The sequence below is a fragment of the Butyrivibrio hungatei DSM 14810 genome (assembly GCF_900143205.1).
Lineage (GTDB): Bacteria > Bacillota > Clostridia > Lachnospirales > Lachnospiraceae > Butyrivibrio > Butyrivibrio hungatei.
The window spans coordinates 18512-38487 of record NZ_FRDH01000014.1; the positions used below are offsets into that span (position 1 = coordinate 18512).

General features: G+C 36.2%; 14 protein-coding genes. 2 read left to right on the forward strand and 12 right to left on the reverse strand.

From position 1 onward, the window contains the following. Nucleotides 1-8: 8 nt before the first annotated feature. Both BUA02_RS14110 and BUA02_RS14115 read right to left on the reverse strand, forming a co-directional pair. Nucleotides 9-1235 carry a DUF2130 domain-containing protein gene (locus BUA02_RS14110; protein ID WP_072705387.1) on the reverse strand — a complete coding sequence of 409 codons (1227 nt, stop codon included), beginning with the start codon at nucleotides 1233-1235 and terminating at the stop codon, nucleotides 9-11. A gap of 374 nt (nucleotides 1236-1609) precedes the next feature. Then, entirely contained in the window at nucleotides 1610-2272 is a 663-nt protein-coding gene (locus BUA02_RS14115) for a 3'-5' exonuclease (RefSeq protein WP_072705389.1), read from the reverse strand. A gap of 144 nt (nucleotides 2273-2416) precedes the next feature. On the opposite strand from BUA02_RS14115, the gene BUA02_RS14120 reads away from it, so the two are divergent. Together BUA02_RS14120 and BUA02_RS14125 are read left to right on the forward strand one after the other, a co-directional pair. Beyond that, a complete protein-coding gene (locus BUA02_RS14120) occupies nucleotides 2417-3772 on the forward strand; it encodes a WYL domain-containing protein (RefSeq protein ID WP_072705391.1) in 1356 nt (451 codons plus the stop codon). After that, nucleotides 3765-4790 carry a WYL domain-containing protein gene (locus BUA02_RS14125; RefSeq protein ID WP_072705393.1) on the forward strand — a complete coding sequence of 342 codons (1026 nt, stop codon included), beginning with the start codon at nucleotides 3765-3767 and terminating at the stop codon, nucleotides 4788-4790. The genes BUA02_RS14120 and BUA02_RS14125 overlap by 8 nt, the downstream gene beginning before the upstream one ends. A gap of 43 nt (nucleotides 4791-4833) precedes the next feature. Here BUA02_RS14125 and BUA02_RS14130 read toward each other — a convergent pair whose 3' ends face one another. From BUA02_RS14130 to BUA02_RS14175, 10 genes are all read right to left on the reverse strand, one after another. Next, the gene (locus BUA02_RS14130) at nucleotides 4834-6951 is read right to left on the reverse strand and encodes a Swt1 family HEPN domain-containing protein (protein ID WP_072705395.1); all 2118 of its coding nucleotides are present in this window, start codon (nucleotides 6949-6951) and stop codon (nucleotides 4834-4836) included. 30 nt (nucleotides 6952-6981) lie between these two features. After that, entirely contained in the window at nucleotides 6982-8283 is a 1302-nt protein-coding gene (gene dcm, locus BUA02_RS14135; RefSeq protein ID WP_072705397.1) for a DNA (cytosine-5-)-methyltransferase, read from the reverse strand. Nucleotides 8284-8287: 4 nt separating this feature from the next. Continuing rightward, nucleotides 8288-9190, reverse strand: a complete 903-nt coding sequence (locus tag BUA02_RS14140; protein WP_072705398.1) for a PD-(D/E)XK motif protein — start codon at nucleotides 9188-9190, stop codon at nucleotides 8288-8290. Beyond that, nucleotides 9177-10562: a DNA cytosine methyltransferase gene (locus BUA02_RS14145; RefSeq protein ID WP_242946517.1), complete on the reverse strand. Its 1386-nt coding sequence runs from the start codon at nucleotides 10560-10562 to the stop codon at nucleotides 9177-9179. Before BUA02_RS14145 ends, BUA02_RS14140 begins: the two co-directional genes overlap by 14 nt. Further along, entirely contained in the window at nucleotides 10513-11241 is a 729-nt protein-coding gene (locus tag BUA02_RS14150) for a DUF6339 family protein (protein WP_072705401.1), read from the reverse strand. Before BUA02_RS14150 ends, BUA02_RS14145 begins: the two co-directional genes overlap by 50 nt. Further along, complete coding sequence (locus BUA02_RS14155; protein WP_072705403.1) at nucleotides 11241-12185, reverse strand: hypothetical protein; 945 nt, start codon at nucleotides 12183-12185, stop codon at nucleotides 11241-11243. The genes BUA02_RS14150 and BUA02_RS14155 overlap by 1 nt, the downstream gene beginning before the upstream one ends. Next, nucleotides 12185-14269: a hypothetical protein gene (locus BUA02_RS14160; protein ID WP_072705404.1), complete on the reverse strand. Its 2085-nt coding sequence runs from the start codon at nucleotides 14267-14269 to the stop codon at nucleotides 12185-12187. The genes BUA02_RS14155 and BUA02_RS14160 overlap by 1 nt, the downstream gene beginning before the upstream one ends. After that, a complete protein-coding gene (locus BUA02_RS14165) occupies nucleotides 14259-17093 on the reverse strand; it encodes a Z1 domain-containing protein (RefSeq protein ID WP_072705405.1) in 2835 nt (944 codons plus the stop codon). The genes BUA02_RS14160 and BUA02_RS14165 overlap by 11 nt, the downstream gene beginning before the upstream one ends. Nucleotides 17094-17110: 17 nt before the next feature. Next, the gene (locus BUA02_RS14170) at nucleotides 17111-19294 is read right to left on the reverse strand and encodes an AIPR family protein (protein ID WP_072705406.1); all 2184 of its coding nucleotides are present in this window, start codon (nucleotides 19292-19294) and stop codon (nucleotides 17111-17113) included. Nucleotides 19295-19451: 157 nt separating this feature from the next. Continuing rightward, nucleotides 19452-19898 carry a very short patch repair endonuclease gene (locus tag BUA02_RS14175; protein ID WP_072705407.1) on the reverse strand — a complete coding sequence of 149 codons (447 nt, stop codon included), beginning with the start codon at nucleotides 19896-19898 and terminating at the stop codon, nucleotides 19452-19454. Nucleotides 19899-19976: the final 78 nt, after the last annotated feature.

Here is a 19976-nt window from a genome sequence, read left to right on the forward strand (position 1 = left end):
TCCATTTTTCATGTATTCTTGCCGGTACTCAAAGCTTCAAATTTAGCTCTCATTGTAGGATTATTCCTAGTAAGTTTTTTTACACTTACATCATCGACTTTATTAGTAGCAACTCTAAGCTGATTATCAGATCCCAGTAACTCTTTCTTAACTTTTTCCAAATGAGAAATGGTCTTATCAATCTCATCAATTGCTTTGTCAAAATGGTCATGCGCAATATCATAATTCCTACCAAAATCACTCTTAAACTGAAGGAGCGAATCCTCAAAGTTTGTAATGTCAATGTCCTGACTTTTTATATCTGCCAATTCCTGCTTATACGTCAATGCATTCATTGCTGCATTTCGCAGTAATGTAATAATTGGTATGAAACACTGCGGTCTTACTACATACATTTTGTCATATTTATAAGAAACATCTGTTATACCCGCATTATAAAGGTCATTGTCCGACTCCAACAGAGATACTAACACTGCGTATTCACAATTTTTCTCCCGGCGGTCTTTATCAAGTTCTTTAAAAAAGTCCTCATTCTTATGCTTTGTAAATGTAGTATCCATCTCATTTTTCATTTCAAACATTATAGATATGATTTCATTTCCATTTTCATCCTCTTCACGATAAATGAAGTCTCCCTTGCTGCCAGATCTAGCATCGTTATCCTTTTCAAAATATGCATTTGGAAAAGCCGTAGGACGAAGCTGGTTGAACTGTATCTCACAGTGTTGTTCAAGTGTTTCTCCAACCATCTTAGTTGACATTTTCGTCTTTAAATCCTTATAGAACTCAATCTGTTGATCTTTTTCCTTAAGGAGCACCAAAGAATTCTCTTTTTCTGACTGAAGTTCTTTTTCAAGATCATGCATTTCATTTTCAGCATCCTTAACAGCTTTAAGTACTGCAATCTCCTGCCTAGACTCTGCACTCTCTATCTTACTCTGAAGTTTTTGCTTATCGCCCTCAAGTTTACTCTTGTCAGTCTCAAGCTTATCAATCTGCTTTCTTAGCTTCTCCATTTCCTTCTCATGGCTATTTTTCAGTTCAAGGATAACCTCATTACGCATGGCATCCAGCTCTAACTTATGTTTCTCAGCCATATTCTCTTCAAGTTCCTCAATACGCTTTTCCAGATCCTTATTGAACTCTTTATCTCTTATCTGGCTTATTATTGAACTTAACTCTGCATCATCAACGGTAAACGCCTGACCACAATGTGGGCACTTTAACTCTGCCATAACTAATATCCTCCTATAAATTACAATGGTTTATAAAAATGTTTATTACTAACTCAATTAAGAGTTAACTTTAGAAAGTGTTCGGCCAGCTGATCTCTTCTATATCCCTCTACCAGCCTAGAGGCTCTATCTATAGAGCATCAGATTTCTACTATCCAGAGGAAGGATCATTTCATTCGAAATCTGATTAAACATGAACAACAACAAACAAAAGACAACTTAAAAGAGGTCATACAATGTAAAGAGAACAAAACCACAAATGAAAGGAGGTACGTATGACCTCTTTTAAATCGTCTTGAGGAATGTTATCTGCATAGCTATTATGCTTATATATGTATAATAGCCATGCATGTTCATTAAGTTCCCGAATTATATTAAACTAACGCAAACATCGAAAAATCTATCATTTCTCCCAATGTTTCTAGCTTGGAAGGTTCCATAACTTCTTTTATTTTCTGAAGAGTTCTATTAAATAAGCTCTCATCTCTGAAAATATGAAGTAACTCCGCAGTATTTCTAGCATCATCCAAAGCATCATGTTCCCTCCCAGAAAAATCTACTCCAGCCATTTCTAATGCCATTTTTAGTGACACCTGTCTTTCAAAGCCGAGATGTGAATCAAATTCATCCTGAAAATCAGACCACCTATTGCCTAGAATCGTGCTTTCCTTTTCTGACATTTCATATCCCTTTAGTAGCATTTCCTTTGAAATCTGATCATAATCTGATTCACTCCAGGCATAGATAATTACCTCGTCTTCAGGTCCAAAGCACCAACTCGTAAACATTTTAAACGCTTCATTAAAGGCAGGAGCATTTTGAACCATTTCATTGGTTATACCAGTTAGTTTTGTAATCTTCTTAACTATTCCCGTATTGTACTCTGGCCTAACATATGTGCGAAAAGAAGATATTTCTTTTAAATTTTCATCAAGCATAACAGCGCCAATTTCTATTGTTTCCATAGTACAGATGCTTCTTGCCTCTGATTTTGGATTGATATTATTCATTTCTAAATCGACAACTATATGCTTCATGTGATTCCTCCTTAATAAATTGTTTTTTGTGTCGTTCCTTATATGTAGATAGTACGCTGTTATATTCATCTAAAATCCGAATTATATATTGTTATTTCATTTAAATGCCTTAAAATATAGATAGATTCTTTTTTTGAGGTGAATATGGCAAAGACAGATTACAAAAAAATGGTATTGGAATATCTCCAAAACCATTCAAATGAAGACATTAGCAGAATACAGCTTATTTCAGAATGTGGCATTTCTAAATCTAGACTAAGCGAAGTATTAAAATCCATAAAAAATGATGGTTACACGATCATTTCCCCCGCTAGAAGTGGTCTGATCAAATTGGAGACAAAGGATAATCAGATAATTCTTCCAACGATAAATGACAGAGATATTCGCATGTGGTTTATCATCTTTCTTCTAGCACGCTTTGGGAAACTATCTTTCAGAGACCTCGTCTTAAAATCCTTAAAAGTCAAAGACTACGAATCTGATTATTCTTTGAAACTAAATACAAAAAAAGTATTTGATGACAATCATCTTATAAAGTCACTTCGTTCAGAAATGACAGACCCTTATCTCGATGCACCCGATATTGATGTGGCTTCCAACTGTATTTCAGTCACCACTTTGCGAAAAGACCTTTCTGTTCTCAGAAAACTTGGCCTTGTTTCAACAAAAGGATCTCCCAAAGCAAAATATGAATTAACCAGAAAAGCCACTTTCATAATATCTGTCTCCACGGACAGTTTATTTGAATTTTGTCAAAAATACGAAGAGCATATAACTACAACCTCTGAGCTTTTGCCTGTAAAACATGCTTACAAGAAAATTCAAAACATTATTTCATGGGATAGTGATGATCATGAGCAACGACGTTTTGGAAAACTAAACCAGATCAATCAAAAACAGATTGATAAATTCAATGATTTTATTAGCCATCCATATAAAGAGAATCGCATAACAATCCATTCTTCTTATAATGGCAGAGAACGTCATGATACGATTTCAGTTGGTCTGCTCTTCTATAGCGTAGAAACAGGCGCTTTTTATGCTTTGTGCAAGAACCACACACAAAACAGAATAGAAGCTGACAGGCTTGACTTTGTTGGCCATATTACCGACACCGATGAAGTTAATTCCATATTCCACTCTCCTGATTATTACAAAATATATGACGAAATGTTTGCTGCCGGTTTTGAACCTAATATTCATCACGTGAAGATACTTCTTCAAGAATTTGGAAATGTCATTCCCCGATTTAAAAGCCTTGCCAGTATACGAAAAAATGCCTCAATCCGCCCGATAAATTCCCCGTCAGATGACTGCGCCTATAAATTCGTATATGAAGACAACATTCGTGGTCTCGACGATTTTGCAAGATTTCTTAGGAGTTTTGGCTACTCTGTCTTAGCTGTAGAGCCACAAGAATTGAAAGAAAAAATGATGAACACATACAACAGAACACTCGAAAAATACAATCATTTAGAGGAAAAATTCTTACATGAATAATATCACCACTTTTGACATTATTAGCGATTTAATATCTCTCATTAATTCTGAAGAGTTTGATGCTACCATCCCTACTCTTTCAAAATACTGTAACATTCCTATAGAATACACGCGTAGATTCATTCTTCATGCCATGAGTAATAATATTCTGTCTGCATGCATCAGTGGTGAAGATATAGAATCATCAGACCTAGATTACTCCGTTATTGAAGAGTATCTAGATGACGAAGAACTCTTTTCAGAAAAACTTCTTTCCGGAAAATATGACCATATAATATGGACTATTGACCTTAAAGTATTACCCCCAGCCGAAGACCAACTTATTGGGTTAAGTCCGCTGGAATTAAGTGCAATTCAGAACCTGGGCGAATCAAAAATGTCATTCAAGCATGGCGGAATATATGAACGTAAAGACAATACAAGCACAGTTGATAAAAGCATCAGAAAGAACCAAGAAGTAATACAAACTGCCATTCAAAATCATTCAAAAATCTCTTTTAGCTACAAAAACAGAGACGGGAGAGTCGAAAGCCATGAAGGATTCCCAATAAATATCTCAACAAATGTCGTTGATAACTGGATTTATTTTGAACTCGCAAATAATTATAATTATCGTTTAGATAGAGTCACTTCAACAATAAAACTCATTAATGACGGACAGCCTTTTCCCATAATTAATGACAATCCAAAGAAAAAATACATGTGGGGATCTTTCTTCAACGAATCCTCCGAGCCAGAACATGTAAAACTAGTAATTACAGATATAACCACAAATATTATTCAAAAAATTGAAAACGACACCCAGCATCGCAAAGGTATCTGTCACTTTTATAAAAAGGGCGAGTTCTATTACTACGAAGATTACATCATCGGAATTTCAGAATTTCAAAGATGGCTCAGAGGATATGGTTCATCAATTCAAGTAATAGAGCCTCTCTACCTTAGAGAAAAAATGATTGATTCAGCAAAAACAGCTTTGGATTACTACACTAAGTCAAATCTTTGGAAAGATCTCTAGACAAATACAAAATATAAGGGGAGCCAATATGCTCCCCTTTCCGTTATCGATCAAGTTCGAATGGAATAATTCTTATCGCTTCATCTTTATCATTATCAGCTAACTGGATGACCAAATATACATACTCTTCTGCTACATCTGCCGATACTGTTAAAGTACATTCAGACTCCTGTCCTACATAAATTGTTTCACTCTGAACAGTGCTAACCTTCTTATATGATGAATCCACAAAAAACAGCTGTACTTCACAACTGTCACTCTGCGAAACACTCTCTTTTACAGCAGTGAGCTTTACAGTTATACTTTCTGAAGAAATGCACTCAAAAATATTTTTGCATATTATTGCCGGATTATTCGCATTAGATATTGCAAGTTTTAGTGGTTTGAGCATTATTGCCTGGCCACTGTCATCCGTTCCCAATTTTGCGCCATACTCATCCAACACATTACTAAGGCGATTAATACCATCCAATAATTCTTCTTTCTCTTCTGTGTTCATTTTGCCAAATGTATTTTCATCTACTTCAGCCATTAGTGAAACACTTTTAGTTACATTCTCAATTGGCTTTAATAATGCCTTCTTTTCTTTTGAGCTTTGCAAAGATTGTTCTATAGAATTTCTTAGTTTTTCTTTCAGAATTGCATTATTATTAGCAAAATCGTCAAGATCATTTTTACTTGTAACTTCTATAGCATCGAACTTTTCATGTATCAGATTGTTAATGTCTTTTTGATTATCAAAGTACTCCCTGTAGGCATTGTCACTAACAAGTTTTTTAATATCACGTATAAACTTCCTTTGATCTCGATTTGCCTGTAGCAAAACATTATTAAATACAATATTCTTTAATTGCTCCTTGTCTTCTTCACTCAATTTATTTAAAACAGGAAGCATTTCATCGAAAACACTATATACTTGATATTCTCTAGCAATATAATACCGTTCTGGCAACCTGACATATTCCATGAATTCAACAATTATTCTTGCTATATCTATTCTCTTCTGCACTTCTGAAACTGATTCTTCGGTGCTGCTTGCATATTCCTCTATAGTTAGCAAATGAGTCTGATATACATCTTTATATGTTCCTATAGCATAATCAATCAGATCATAATCGACTTTCTTTTCCTCTCCATGCTGAATAGCAAGCTCAAGCAACTTGATTTTTTTCTTATCAGCCTCAGCATCCACATCTATTAATACAGTCTCAAAATACTGAGTATCAGTACTCTCCCTGCCAATTCTCCGCAGACATGTATAACGTCTGTTACCATCGACTATTCGCCCATCAATGAGCGTTACTCCTGGTTCCCTTTGTCCGTATCGAAGAATATTTTTTTGGGTTTTCTTAATTGCGTCAGGATTACTCTCATATACAAATTCTTCAACGATGTTGTTATATTCTTCACGTTTTAATGAAGCCAAAGAATCCATACCATTCTCAGCGCAATACCTTGAAATCCAAGTTCCTACACGGTCATTCTGATCATTGTAATACAAATAATCCAGCCTTACCTTATAGATAGGATAAGCCTGAACTTTACCACCTAGAGTTATTTTTTTAGTTAATGTTGTCTTTTTTACTACTTCAGTTCCAACCAAGTCTTTCAGGTTCTTTATTGAGCCTTCCGGCAAGTCCTCTACCTCAACATTGGTCGGAACATCTATAGAAGTAGGTCCATCAATTATGAATGCTTCATTCCCACCATTTCGGACCACCTTATATATTTCTTTTATTTTTTCTGCAGAATCTGTATCTATATATTTACACAGTCTAAGCATTGTATCTAATGCTCTTTCTGCGTCCTGCTGTTCTATGTCTTTTCGACCAATATGTGCTTTAGCATTTCTTACACCTAATAACTCATGTACATAGTTACTGCAGATTCGAGAATTGTCGCCAAATGAATCTTCAAAAACCTCACGCCATCTCCATGTAATTATTTTTATACACCTTGCGAAATCCAAAGAGTCTATGAGCTCTTCATCGCTTCCATCTGTTGGTAATGCAGGAGCAGCATTATAAAACATCCCTAATATCTCATTCCACCAGTTAGAACGATACACCCTTTTCATATTTTTCTCGATAAAATCTGCAAGAACATGTAAAAGAATATCACTTCCCTCTTGTACATAAGCACTATACAACTTTTTTGCCATACTTCCTCCTAAATATACAATAATGATATCTTACGCGTGATCCCTATGAAACTCGCTTCCATTAAATTCATATGCATTCAAATCTGAAGACACAAGCCTGTTCATCTCAACAAGCTGTTTAAATATTGCCTCCAAAACATCTACACAGATACTATTTCCCGCCATCTTTATAAGCTTTTCATTTGTTAAAAGCCTAGTATTCTTCTTAAACTCAGGATTGTCAGATATAACCGCATCGTAATCATATTCATCAAATCCCATAAGCATGAAGCATTCTCTTGGTGTCAGATATCTCCACTTTGATTTCCCTTCTCTTCCACTGTCATATGTTATCAATCCAGAATTGGGATTCCTGTCTTGCTTTGTAGTCACGGTATTAACATAAATTTCGTTTATCTTTCTGCCATCATAAAGCATGTCATTTTCCTGGTAAATCTTCACACGTGAAGGAGTATCATTGGGTTGACTTGCATTAGCTTCTTCTCTGTAGCATTTTTTTCTATAATCCAGTTTCAAAACGTCTCTGAGATAGAATTTTCTAGATCTATACCTACGAGCTATTAAATCCTCCTCTAGATTATTCTCTGAAAAATACTTATCTATCAGTGCTTCCTTTGCTGAATCACCCCCGCAAAGTACACTAATCATATATGCCCTCTCTCGCTTTTGGGGAACGCCAAAATTCTTAGCATTTAGCCTGTAGATATGATTTACATATCCCATGCTTACTAATGTATCTTTCCAATCATCAAAGTCTCTTTTATGTGTTGTGGACAATATATTGGTTACATTTTCCATAACCAAAAACTTAGGAAGTTGTCTATTAGCTGAATGCATTTCCTTTAATATACGCTCTACTTCCCATAGCATTCCCGATCTATTATGAGCATCTCTTGCTATTCCACTCTTATTTCCATGCCAGCATCCACATAAAGAAAGGTCCTGACACGGGAATGAATATGTCAACAAATCAGCTCCTTCATATATGTCAGAGCCATGAACATCGGTAATACTTACAAAATTTCTAGTCTGTTTTATTGCAGCATAAAGCAAGCGCCTGAATTCTGGAGTGAGTCTATTAAACGCATACTCTGATATTGGCTTTTTCCCATCCAAGCTCAATGTTGTATTACGTAAGAAAGTCTCAATCTCCTCATCTGTTTTTTCTTTACAGGCGCTAACATCAATTACACCCTTATGAATTCGGCAGTACGCTATTATCGCATTAATGTCCCAGTCACAGGTATTTACAATCTCATATTTAATACCTAATCGTTCTAATGCTTTAGCCTGTGCTCCTATACCACTAAAAGTCTCTATTACTCTAAACATATTATTACCAAGAGGTGTATTCTATTCCATCCAAATCAACTGTATACTCGATATGAACAACAGCAGCTGGATACTTATCCCCTTTAAATGACTCCTGAACAATTTTTGGGAACGAATCATTTACCTCATACTTTCTTTTTTCTAATACTTTATATTTCTTATTCCTAATATTGGAGCCTTTTTCAAATCCCTGGCGCTCCAATTCAATTTCCAATTTGTTTTCATCATAACCTACAGAAGCAAGAGTCTTTTTGACATCATTAATCGACACTCCTTCCAAAGACTCTTCCATCCTGCAGAAATACAACCATAGTGGTTTCACATGCTCCAACTGATGTTGCCCTGATATGGTAATGGTAGCCCCATATCTCTTAATCGTTGATTTTACTTCACAGCTTTCGGAAGCACACTCAATATCATGACTTCCGCTTTTTGTAGCCGCCCATTCTGTAGATGGATCGATTTTATATTTTTCAACCAAAGCAAGCATTTCTGCAATAACATTATATACACGTTTTTCACGACTTGTATTGCCTACAAGTTCTCGCCATCTTTCCCACCACTTATACGGATCAGACAGAATGGAATCTCTGTTTTTTCCATCCTCACCTGGCTCAACAAACTCGGTGCATAACGAAGCAAATTCATATCTGTAATCTTCAAACATGGAATCAAGTAAAAGATAATTTTTAAGTTCCCCTTCCATTCTCAGCTGTGCTGTATGAAAACGGCAGCTGTTAAATCTCTCGGATATTTCAAATTCTTCCTCTACTTCTAATGCCACCCCAAAACCATCATTTGTTCTCAAAACATACGCAGGATAATCATGCGGCAATGAACTTAATAGTTGGGCTCCATTTGTTGTGAGTGAAGCAAATCCTTCCCTAATTTCATCAATTGTTCTCATTAGTATTCTCCTCAAATGCACCATACACAGACTTTGCAACTGCATATGACAACAACGGCGGAACAGCATTTCCAATCTGTTTATATGCATCTCCCATAGAACAGTCGAAATAAAAGTCATCCGGAAATGATTGAATTCTAGCTGCTTCACGCACAGATATTCCCCTAGGTTCTGTCGGATGAATATGGCTATACGTATCTTTACACAGATGCGCAACAAGTGTATGTGAAGGTTTACTTTCTTCTAATCGTTTCCACTTATTCTCAAACTTATCACGATCATAAACAGGAACCATCTTTTTCTTTAATTTCTTATAATTCTCAGATCCTGGTTCATAGTTAAACATCTTTGCTTCTTTTTCAAACAATTCATCTGCGATCTGTGCAGCTACAGTAAAATTGTCCCCCTGACGCATTCTCTCAAAAATTGTAAAATCTCGCTTATTATTCCTAAATGCATTAGCTGAGGACCCGAAGCTTTCAGCTCCATACCAATTTCTCATTACCTTTTGGTATGCATTTTGAGGTTCCGTAGCATATTCCATCTCCTCATTAAGATTCACTGCCCTATATTTTGAGTTGGCAGTAGGAAACAGAGACGGTAAATCTGAAAACGCTTCGCCAACTGTAACCCATGCCTCGCACGCATTATCAGAAGAATTTGGAATTTTAAAATGCTCATTTTTCCCAAAGCTTTCAAAACGTTTTTGGCACTGTGTTTGATAATCAGAACCACATCTATGGGTAGGAATAGGTAACATTATTTTACCCGGCTCGGAGTTTTTAATTCCAAAAACAATAACTCTCTCTCTTAACTGAGGGACACCAAAATCAGCAGCATTTAGTATCGTCCAGTACGCTCTATATCCATGCTTCTCAAGAGATTCACAGACTATTTCCGGAATGTTCATTTCACCATAATTCGTGGACTCCGGCACATTTTCCATAATAACTGCTTTAGCATCTAAATCATAAACAAAACGCAAGAAATCTTGATATAAGTATCCCCTTGCATCATTAGTATTAACCCTATCTTCACCAAGAGATTTTAGTTTAGCTCTTCCTGCCAAAGAATAAGCCTGACAAGGAGGTCCGCCGATAACAATACAGCCTTCATCGCCAAAACGATCTTTAAATACATTTGCATCAATTTCCGTTATATCACCACATATATGTGTCTGCTCGCGTCCATAACGATAATCTAAATTGTATGATATTGTTTTACATGCTTCTGGCATCAGTTCAATACCTGCAACAATATCAAAACCAGCCTTTTCAAATCCTAAGGTCAGCCCTCCACATCCCGAAAACAAATCAATTATCTTAGGTAGCATCCAAATCCACCCCCGCATCAAGGAATAATGATTTGGCATAAGCTTCTTCTCCGCCAAGATAAAGTGTAGGATCCATCACTAGCATTCTTGCAGTATTAAGCTTCATAACCACACGAAAAAGATCATCACTGTTCTTTCCTCTTGATTTCTTTAATACATCCGATGGAACTGACGCATAACACTTGATTATTTCCCTATATGCCTCAACATGTGTCCCTTTTCTTCCGGTTCGTTCTTCAAAATTTAGTATTGTATCTGTTGTAAAATGAGAGCATGACAAAATCTGTTCTGTTGACTCCAAGTCTCCCTGCCAGGCAAGATAGACAAACCACCATACAGATCTGAGCCAATTTCTAGTTGGCTGACTCCAAAAATGGCTATCATTATCTTTACCCCAACGCTGAGCCACGACATCCGGAACTACTTGAACAGATAAAAATCTCCAAAAGCCATCGTTAGCCGCCACTCTTAGCGAGAATCCTTTTTGTCTGTTTAAATAATCGTATAATAACAAGCCAAACCTATAATCGAGATAATAGTCTTGTCTTTTTATTTTAGTATTATTACTTATTTCTTCTCTAACAGTATTATTAATGGCCTGTAAATCAGCTCGCAGCTGATAATAATCCGAATCAATCTCCGGCAGTTTTGGATAATTATTTACCCAATCCTGCATTGCTTCCTGCGCTTGCCCTCTAGTTAATGTTTTAATTTCCATTATTTTATCCTTTGATCAAAGTGTTTTCTTGCACTTAGTGACGTTGTTTCCGGTGTAGACAAATCCCACTCCAATGTTTTCATAAAGTAATAAATTACGTGTCCAACACTTCCAGTTTCAAGATCTTCTCCCTGCATTATCTGATCCCAATAACCGGGTTCTAATCTTACTTTCTCAATTAGTAATGTGATTGCGCTGGCCATAATCTCTGATAGCAATTGGCAATCAAAGTTCTTATCCTCTCTGTTTAGATATGAATAATTCTTATGTGCTGTATTAAAGATTATCGATACACATTCAGACAACTTTTCTGCTGTGGGATCAATCCAGTTACACTGAATATACCAAAGCGGCTGCCCTGGATCACTAATTTCATAAATCGGAAATGATGAGCCTGAACCGTCAAGTTTTATCGTAAAAGTATCAAGTTCTCCTAAAATATATCCTTCAGTATTTGCCAAATGATGTTCATTTTCCGTTGGAGTTCCCGCCTTAGCAATATATAGTATTGTAGAAAAACAGACTTCTCCTCGTAACTGAGCTTTTCCAAATTTCTTTTCAGCCTCTATTTCAAGAATTGTATCCGATGCATCAAACACACTTATTGGTATAACGCCTCTTTGTCTTGAATCAAGCGAGGTCCATTGAATTCCAATTCCTAGTGAAGCATTTGTACAAGCTACTCCATTTTCACCGAAAAGGCATTGAAATGTTCTTAGACAATACTTTCGTCTAAAGCATAAATTATTGTTATCTTGCGTCCATACGCCCTTCTCGTCCTTTATTATATATACTGATGATGCAGCCTCGATTGGCTCATTAACAAGATCATATTCATCATCATTTTTATCGGTGTAGTAAAACTCATACTTTTTAGGCTGAAATCTTATGCGGCTTATAAGTTCATCATCCAAAGAAGGATATAACATTATACTGTTAGACATTATTCAGACTCCTTTTCAAAAACAAATGATGGTTTTATATCTCTTCTTTTCAGATTAACAGTTACATATATCTTTGCCTTTATAAACTGAGGTTCCTCAGCAAAAATACTCAAGCCATGGCAGGTTCCATTTTTTGAAATTTTCTTTGCAAATACAATATTCTCAACCTCTATAGAATCACTGTCAGAAAACTGCTCTTCTGTAGATATCTTTTCTCCATTAAGATTATCTATCTGAATTCTAAAATCGCTTATCGTGAATGGTGTTTCCATTTTCATTTTATTTTCCCATTCATTGATATCAATTTTTTTCGACTCCGAATCGATCAAGACATCAAACCCTGTTCTCGATATCTTCCTCTTTGCAGAAGTTTCTAATACCATTGGAATAATCATCCTGTCTGACAAATACTTTATTCCCTTGGCTTCAACGGCAAATCTAAACCTGCTCCTCTTTATATCCTTAGGATTTGGTGGATTTACAGGATCTGGATCAGGACCAGGAAGAGTTCCTCCTTCTGGCGGTAATAACATATCACCAAACAGCTTACTCAATCCCGAATTAACTATGGGCTTATGATTCTCTGGCTTGGAAGAATACTCACTACTAACTGTTTTAATTATGTTATTCTGAATTTTAAATACAAACCTTGGATTATAATTTCCTTCACTCCAATCTCCCCAAGATGTGTGATCAGCCATCTCACTTTTTCTTATATATTCTTCAATAGTTCCTGGTGTAGGGCTGTTTTTCAATTTGTTAAACGAACTTAATACAAAGATACCAATTATATACTCATCTTTTCCTGAGGGCGGAATATTCGATACCCATGGTCCAACATTTTCATATGAAACGATCATGGCAGGTTTTCTTGTAAAGCAAATAGTTGGTTTGTTTACTTCGGTATCCCTTATCTCGTTATTAAAAAACATATAAGGTTCTGGCTTGTTATCAGGAACGTTCATTTTTAGCAAATCTCTTGTAACTTTTACAAACGCCAACGTTCCAATTTTTGTGTCTTCTAGCGTGTTCTTCACCTTTATATCTTTGACGATAACTTCTTTATTAAGATAAAGGTCCGTTAGTATATCCTCTTCATTAACATATTGCGCACGGTTATACAATGACTGAACCACTTGGAATACTGGTTCCATCGAATCAAGAGCAATTCCCTTACCATTTATTCGAGTTCTAAGGTAAGCTCCTTGCTGATAAGTCTTATTATTCAATCTAGGTGCATACCATCTCTGTACTGCTATAGATAGATATTGCTCAATATCAGTGCCCCAAAAAGGGATTACTTCTTGTTCCTGGTCATTTGTATACTCAGTCCTGTTATTTCTTAATAGTTCTTCTGTATTGATATACGGAATTATTATAGTTGTACCCGTTTCATCATCTTTATATTCCTCAACACCAAAAATCTTAAGAAATTTTTTTATGTAGCCTTCATCAGTCACTGGCTGCGTACTATTTGTTCCTGTTTTATCGCCCCACCATGCTATTCCTCTTTTGATCATCCCATCGTATACAGGGATCATAGCATTTGGGTCCAACTCATTTTCCACTAGCGATGCAGCCAAACGAGATTCAAACTCACCTTCTTCATTTACTATTCTTGAGTAATAAATTACCAAGCCTATTCCTATTCTAAAATAGACAGTTTTACCAATTCCCCAAGATCCACCAGCACCTTCCGCTTCTTGTGGCTTACAAATCTCATATACAAGCTTTAAGAGATTACCATAAGCATTATTCTGAATATGCTTATAGTCCATCACGCCTGTTAGTCCGACAGTATTGGAATCTCGAATCGCAATATAGTCATATTCCTTTTTGCCATACCTCTGATTAAGGGAATCTGTAATTTCTTCTAACTCTTCACCTAACTTTTGGCTATTAAACTTGCCTGTTAAGTAATCAACTTCAACGTATCTTGAATCGTTCTTTCTAGCATCCAAGCTGTTCTGTATAGATTCTCTTACAAGCAAATCCAAAGCTGGCATGTTATTATTCTGTATCAGTCTGAGTAATGAACTACCTGACTGAGTCATTCTTCCAGCTTCTGCAATTTCAATCTGCATCTATATCCTCCAAATCTGCATCACCGTCAAAAATATCGTTAGACATCTTGATAGATACGGTAGAAGCGTAACTTGTTCCTGTCTTACCGCCTGGTATATACAAACATAAACCTATTAAGTCTTCTAGCGCATTTAAATCAATTCTTGTTGCGCTATCTTTTGCTTTTGAGTCTTTATCAACTCTATAAATCAGCAACTGCGGCGTGGTATTAAGCCCGGACTTATCTCTATAAGCAGCGGCGCCTTTAGCATTGTAGTGATTAAGGAAATCCTCTATCTCATTCCTTAAATTTTTATTGGATATTCCATCCAAATCTATGTCAGCCACAAGATCTGCCGGATCTCTCAATGCGCCAATATTTATGATGTCATTTTCCAATTCATTCTGATTGTTTTTCTTACTACGTTTAACTTTGTTTATAACTGTACCATTTGGTAATTCCCACGTTCCATTGGTAGGATCGGACTTTCCTGCAACAATTACATTCCAGTCCCCAAGTTTATTGGCATTTGTCATCTCCTGCAGCCAATCCAATAATGGCTTTGTATCGTTAAAAACACTTAAACGCTTTTGGAATCTAAACATCTCCAAATAAGCTCTTATTCTGTTAAATGATACATTTCTCCATATAGCCACATGCTTTTGGTGGTCGTAACGATGTACCGGAACCCATTCATCACCAAGTTGATACAGAAAATCCATTGTGTTTTCAATATTCTGTCCCAAAATATCCGGATCATTATCGAACAGATAAGTCTGATTAGATGTTCCGCTATAGTCCATTTCTGCTGGCGTTGCACTCTGCATCTTGTTTTTAGCAGTTATTCTAATAAAACTGACCATAGGTGAGTTTTTTACCTTGGGACCATACTCGGACGGACTTCTTCCATTCACATCCATATACTGAATCTCATCTCTTAGTTCTTGGTCCAAAGCAGCCAAAAACTCAAACTGTTCTTTGGTTTTTTGAGTCAGCCAAATTCTTGGTAATAGCTCATAGTTCTTTCTATACCCGAACCATCTACCCATCTGCATCAATGTATCTGCCAGTCCGACTGAACGAATAAAGAACGTACTAAACAGCCCTTCAAGCGTTAATCCTCTGGATAATGTTGCTCCACCTATAACAATAAATGCAGGTGCTACTTCCGGCATCTTATCCTTGTCAGGATAAGCCAATCTTACATGATATCCATCAGTTATACCGTTATTTACACAGTTATCTATACACAGATGTATTCCTTTGTGATAAGATAACTCACCCTCGTCATCCAGCTTAATGTTTGAAACATGATCGCCAAGGATAATTCGTATTTCTTTTTCAATCTCTTCAAATGATGGGTACTGATTAATCTCATCATCCTGTCTGTCATAATCAGGATACTGATTTCTAAAATCTTCAAATGTGAATCTAGATGTTTCCTCTTCCCATACTTTTCTTGCCTTATCAATTATCTGCTCATCTGAATGACTTTCAAACCATTCATTAATTGCATCTGCAATCTGCTGATGATGTTTTGTTGCTTGACTTGTATGAACTAGCATGCTTACTGGCTTTTTATATCCCCAAATGCGCATGCATCCTACTCCACACAAAAACCAAGCCACAGCGTCGAACAGCGCTTTGGGAGTACTATAGGCATCACCATTATGAATGTTTTTTAACTCATTCAGATCCTTGTCAGAAATAATTCTGACAATATCCATCCCTTCATAATTCACAGAGTCGCCCGAATAACCAAATATCTGCTGAGGGCCAAAGTATTCCTTTGAAACAGCCAAAGTACTAATAAAGTTTCTAGGGTATAACGACTCCTCCTTTGACTCATTCAGAATATTGGCATAAGGAGTAGCAGTATAGCCAATATAATTCATAGCCTGATACTTTGAATCAATATCCTGTCCATTCTCGTCTTTACCATTAACGAGCGAGCAAAGCAGTGCGTTAATTTTCTTTCTTTCATCCTCATCAACATGCCCCGTGTTGATTCCAGCCTGATCTGCCTCATCGTCTATAACAAGCATCTTCATCTGCTTCTGTTTGTTTTTATCGACCTGTGCCCACTGAATTAAATTCTTTAATCTCGTAGAATTCTTAAGACATACTGTAAAATAGCGATCTCTCGCCTTTTCCTCAAAATGGAGACTTTGAGCCTTTTGAGAAATATCAACATTTTTTCCAAGATGTTCAAGCGCTCTCCATGCTACATTTCCAGTTTGGTTCAAATCATTAAATAAGCGCGTCTGTGTCTGCAGACGAAGATTCTCAATCGTTCCCGAAAGGATGACGAACATATTCCAGCCCCAGTCAGCAGCCATGGCCATGAGAGCCGCCATATTTGCTGTCTTTCCAGATTGAACATTACCTATAACCAAACCCTTAATCGGCCCGCTCTCACGCGTATCATTACTAAGCCTCTTTAGGATTTTTAGAGTTGCTCTCTCAATCTCATCTACAGACTCCTTTTTTAAACCATCAGCAAGAAGTTTTTTTCTATACAACTGCCATGATGAATACTCATCCGTAGGTATAGTAACTGCATTGTCCTGTTTGGGATCATATATCAAAGCAGTTCCATGGCTTAATTCTATAAATTTTGTTTTTTCTTCAGAATCCTGCTGCAATCCAACCAACGCTTTCCAGTCATCAACGGACAAATCTGGCCAAAAATTCATGTCAACCTGATTCTCTAAGAATTTTTTTAATTCTTCATCATTAGCTTTATTGGCTAAAAGGATATTTTTCCATTCAAACTTCTTGTTTCTTGCATTTTTTATCCAGTTTCTTGGATCATCGTATATTGGCAAGCTATAATCAATCATCTAAATTTCCTCCATGTTCAGAACTGTAAAGGCATCCCTTCCTGAATCATCCTTTTTTTAGCACTCATCACTACTTTTGCCTGTTTATCGGTAGGTATTCTTCCGGTATAATTCATGTTTATTACCATTTTTAAAATTGAGATTTCCTTCTCTGACAATAAGCCTCTATTGTCTCCCCATTCCATCATTTGTTTCCAGTAATCTGAGCCTCTTGCCAAAATTTCTTTAAGTGAATCCACTTCATTGGCAATTTTTCTGGTAGCTTTTTCTTCATTGACTTCATTCTCCATCTCACTTTTTGAAACCAATGTATATAAGAATGGGTCATTGAATGTCCAAACCTTAGCCTTTGCTCTTGACCAACATGCTTCCTTTTTACACCATTCCGTTACATTTTCAGTTTCTCTAGGACCAGTAATAAAGTCATATACCTCTTTAGTTAAAACTTTAATCTGATCTTCAAGCTCTTCATAAATATCCTGCATATTCCAAATCTTATCAAAGTCAATTTCATAGCCTTTTCTATTGTGATGAATATTATAGAAAATCAAGCTCAATGTATAAGCAATGACATTTGCTTTATATGAACGTTTTTCTTTATACCACTCTGTTTCTTTTATGATTTGGTCTGTGCATTTATACATTATTGCCAATGCTACTACTCTCTTGTAATAGAATGCATTGAACTCATCATTATTCTTTTGCCAAGAGCTCTTTATTTCTTCAGCAAACTGTTGCAGCATTTTCTGCTTTCCCTTACTAACAACATCTGGAGCGCACTCATATAGTTCCATGTACTTAGCAAGATCAAGCATGGTAATAACCATCTTTTCCGGATATCTGTCAGTATATTTCTTTAACTGGCTTGATTTTGCTCCGAATTTCATCTTGCCCTGGTTATACTGACCTCTAGTTCTTTCGTAAAACCAGTACTGTTGGAACTGATTTCCACCATTTGACGGAATTGGCGTTTTACGAGAATACTCCTCCATCCTAATGTGAAATGGATGGTTAGAGAAGAAATCAGATGCATCTACTTTATTCTGTGAATTAGAGTATTCTGAAATCTTCGGTATTATTTTTTCAGCCATTGAATGCTCTAGTACAGATATTTTCATTGGGACGAATAATCTGCTTAGGTCCACATTTTCGTTTTTCCTAGCAGTTAACAATGTATTAGCTATTGAGGCCGTTGTTTGTCCACCATTAACTATCTGAAGGTCCTTAATCCTTGTTATAATCAACCCTTCAGGCGTCATTTCCGTGTCAATATCCGTCGCAGTAGCTGCTATTCCGTTGTTATATGCAAAAAACATTTCGGGATAGTTCTTAATTGTAGACTGTATGCTTTTATTTACTTTGCCCCTAACACTCAAAAATGAACGTACATTGCCTTCAAGAAGCTTAGAACCATACTCTAAATACAAATCATTCAATACCTGCCCTGGTACAACTGCTAAATATGAAGCGTATGACACAATATTTTCCGGTGTCCCATCATCTTCTTCGTTTTCCAACTCTGAATCATATTTAACCGGAAGCTCAATATCTGCCTCAACATTTTCATACTCTACAGCTTTTACACAAGGAATACCTTTGTAGCCAAGATCAGACAGATTAATCTCAACGCTTTCTTTTTGCGCTTTAGAACATACCAAGTCAAACAAACGGGAAATATCCCACACATTCAGTTCAACTGTCTTTTCGCCAATTTTGTCATCTTTAATGGTCTTTGAACGTTGCTTATTATAAGCATCTGTCAATAAATAGAATCTATACTTCGTAATAGTTTCACTGTCATAATATAAATCTCTAGCCAAATCTATAGCCGCATCACTGCCTTGCATGTCATAGTAAATCTCATGCTTAGTTGCTTCTTCAACAAAAAGGCGAAGTTTTTTAAACATAGCGTTTATATCTTCGCTCATAATAGAATCATCATCATCCGGCCCATGATAATCAGCAATAAAGAGACATATGCTTCCATCTGTCTCATCTTTAGAATAACCATCTATGGCCATTCTTCCGTTTCTTCGGGTCACACCCTCATAATGGCATTCTGTGAAGTCATCAAATTCTTCTCCATTTGCAAGTACACCGGTTGCATATAAAAGAAATTCATCTTGCAGTGAGGATTCACTTGCTTTAGCCGCAAGCTCAATATCTTCATGCACAAGTTCTCTATAGTTTTCTACGTTCATTACCCATACCTCCAAAAATGTTTCACGCAGCAAAAAAGCTTCTTTTTAGTCCCCTCAACATTTGCTGTCTCTCTTGTATAATTCGATAATAAATTATGTTATTCATCTAATTCCCGAATTATATTTTCCACCCTTTTGCTTATCTGTTATTTTGGAATCATTCCTCTCTAAAATGATTTATCTTGAGATCCATAATAGTCTCTTCAATAGTCTTTACGCATTCTTCTGGGTGTTTCTTGATATCATTTCCCCAAAACCTTATAACAGTCCACCCTTCGAATAATAGCTTCTTATTTACTTCATTATCATGCTCCTTGTTTCTCGATATTTTACTTATCCAAAACTCACTGTTATTACTATTCTTGAGTTTTGGTTTTAAAACCTCCCAATCCTTTCCATGAAAAAACTCGCCATCACAAAATATAGCTATCTTATACTTTGTGAGTGCGATATCAGGATGTCCGAGAAGCTTATTATAATTCTTTCTGTATCTATAGCCTCTCTTCCATAATTCTTTTCGCAGCAATACCTCTATTTTGGTATTTTTTGCTTTTATATGCTGCATATTCTTTCTGCGTTGGGCCTTAGTTAAAACATCTGCCATTAACCTATGTCTCCTACGGCATTTCTGCTTTCTTATTACCATTACATCGTGAAAAAGAAAAAACAACATAGTTCTTTG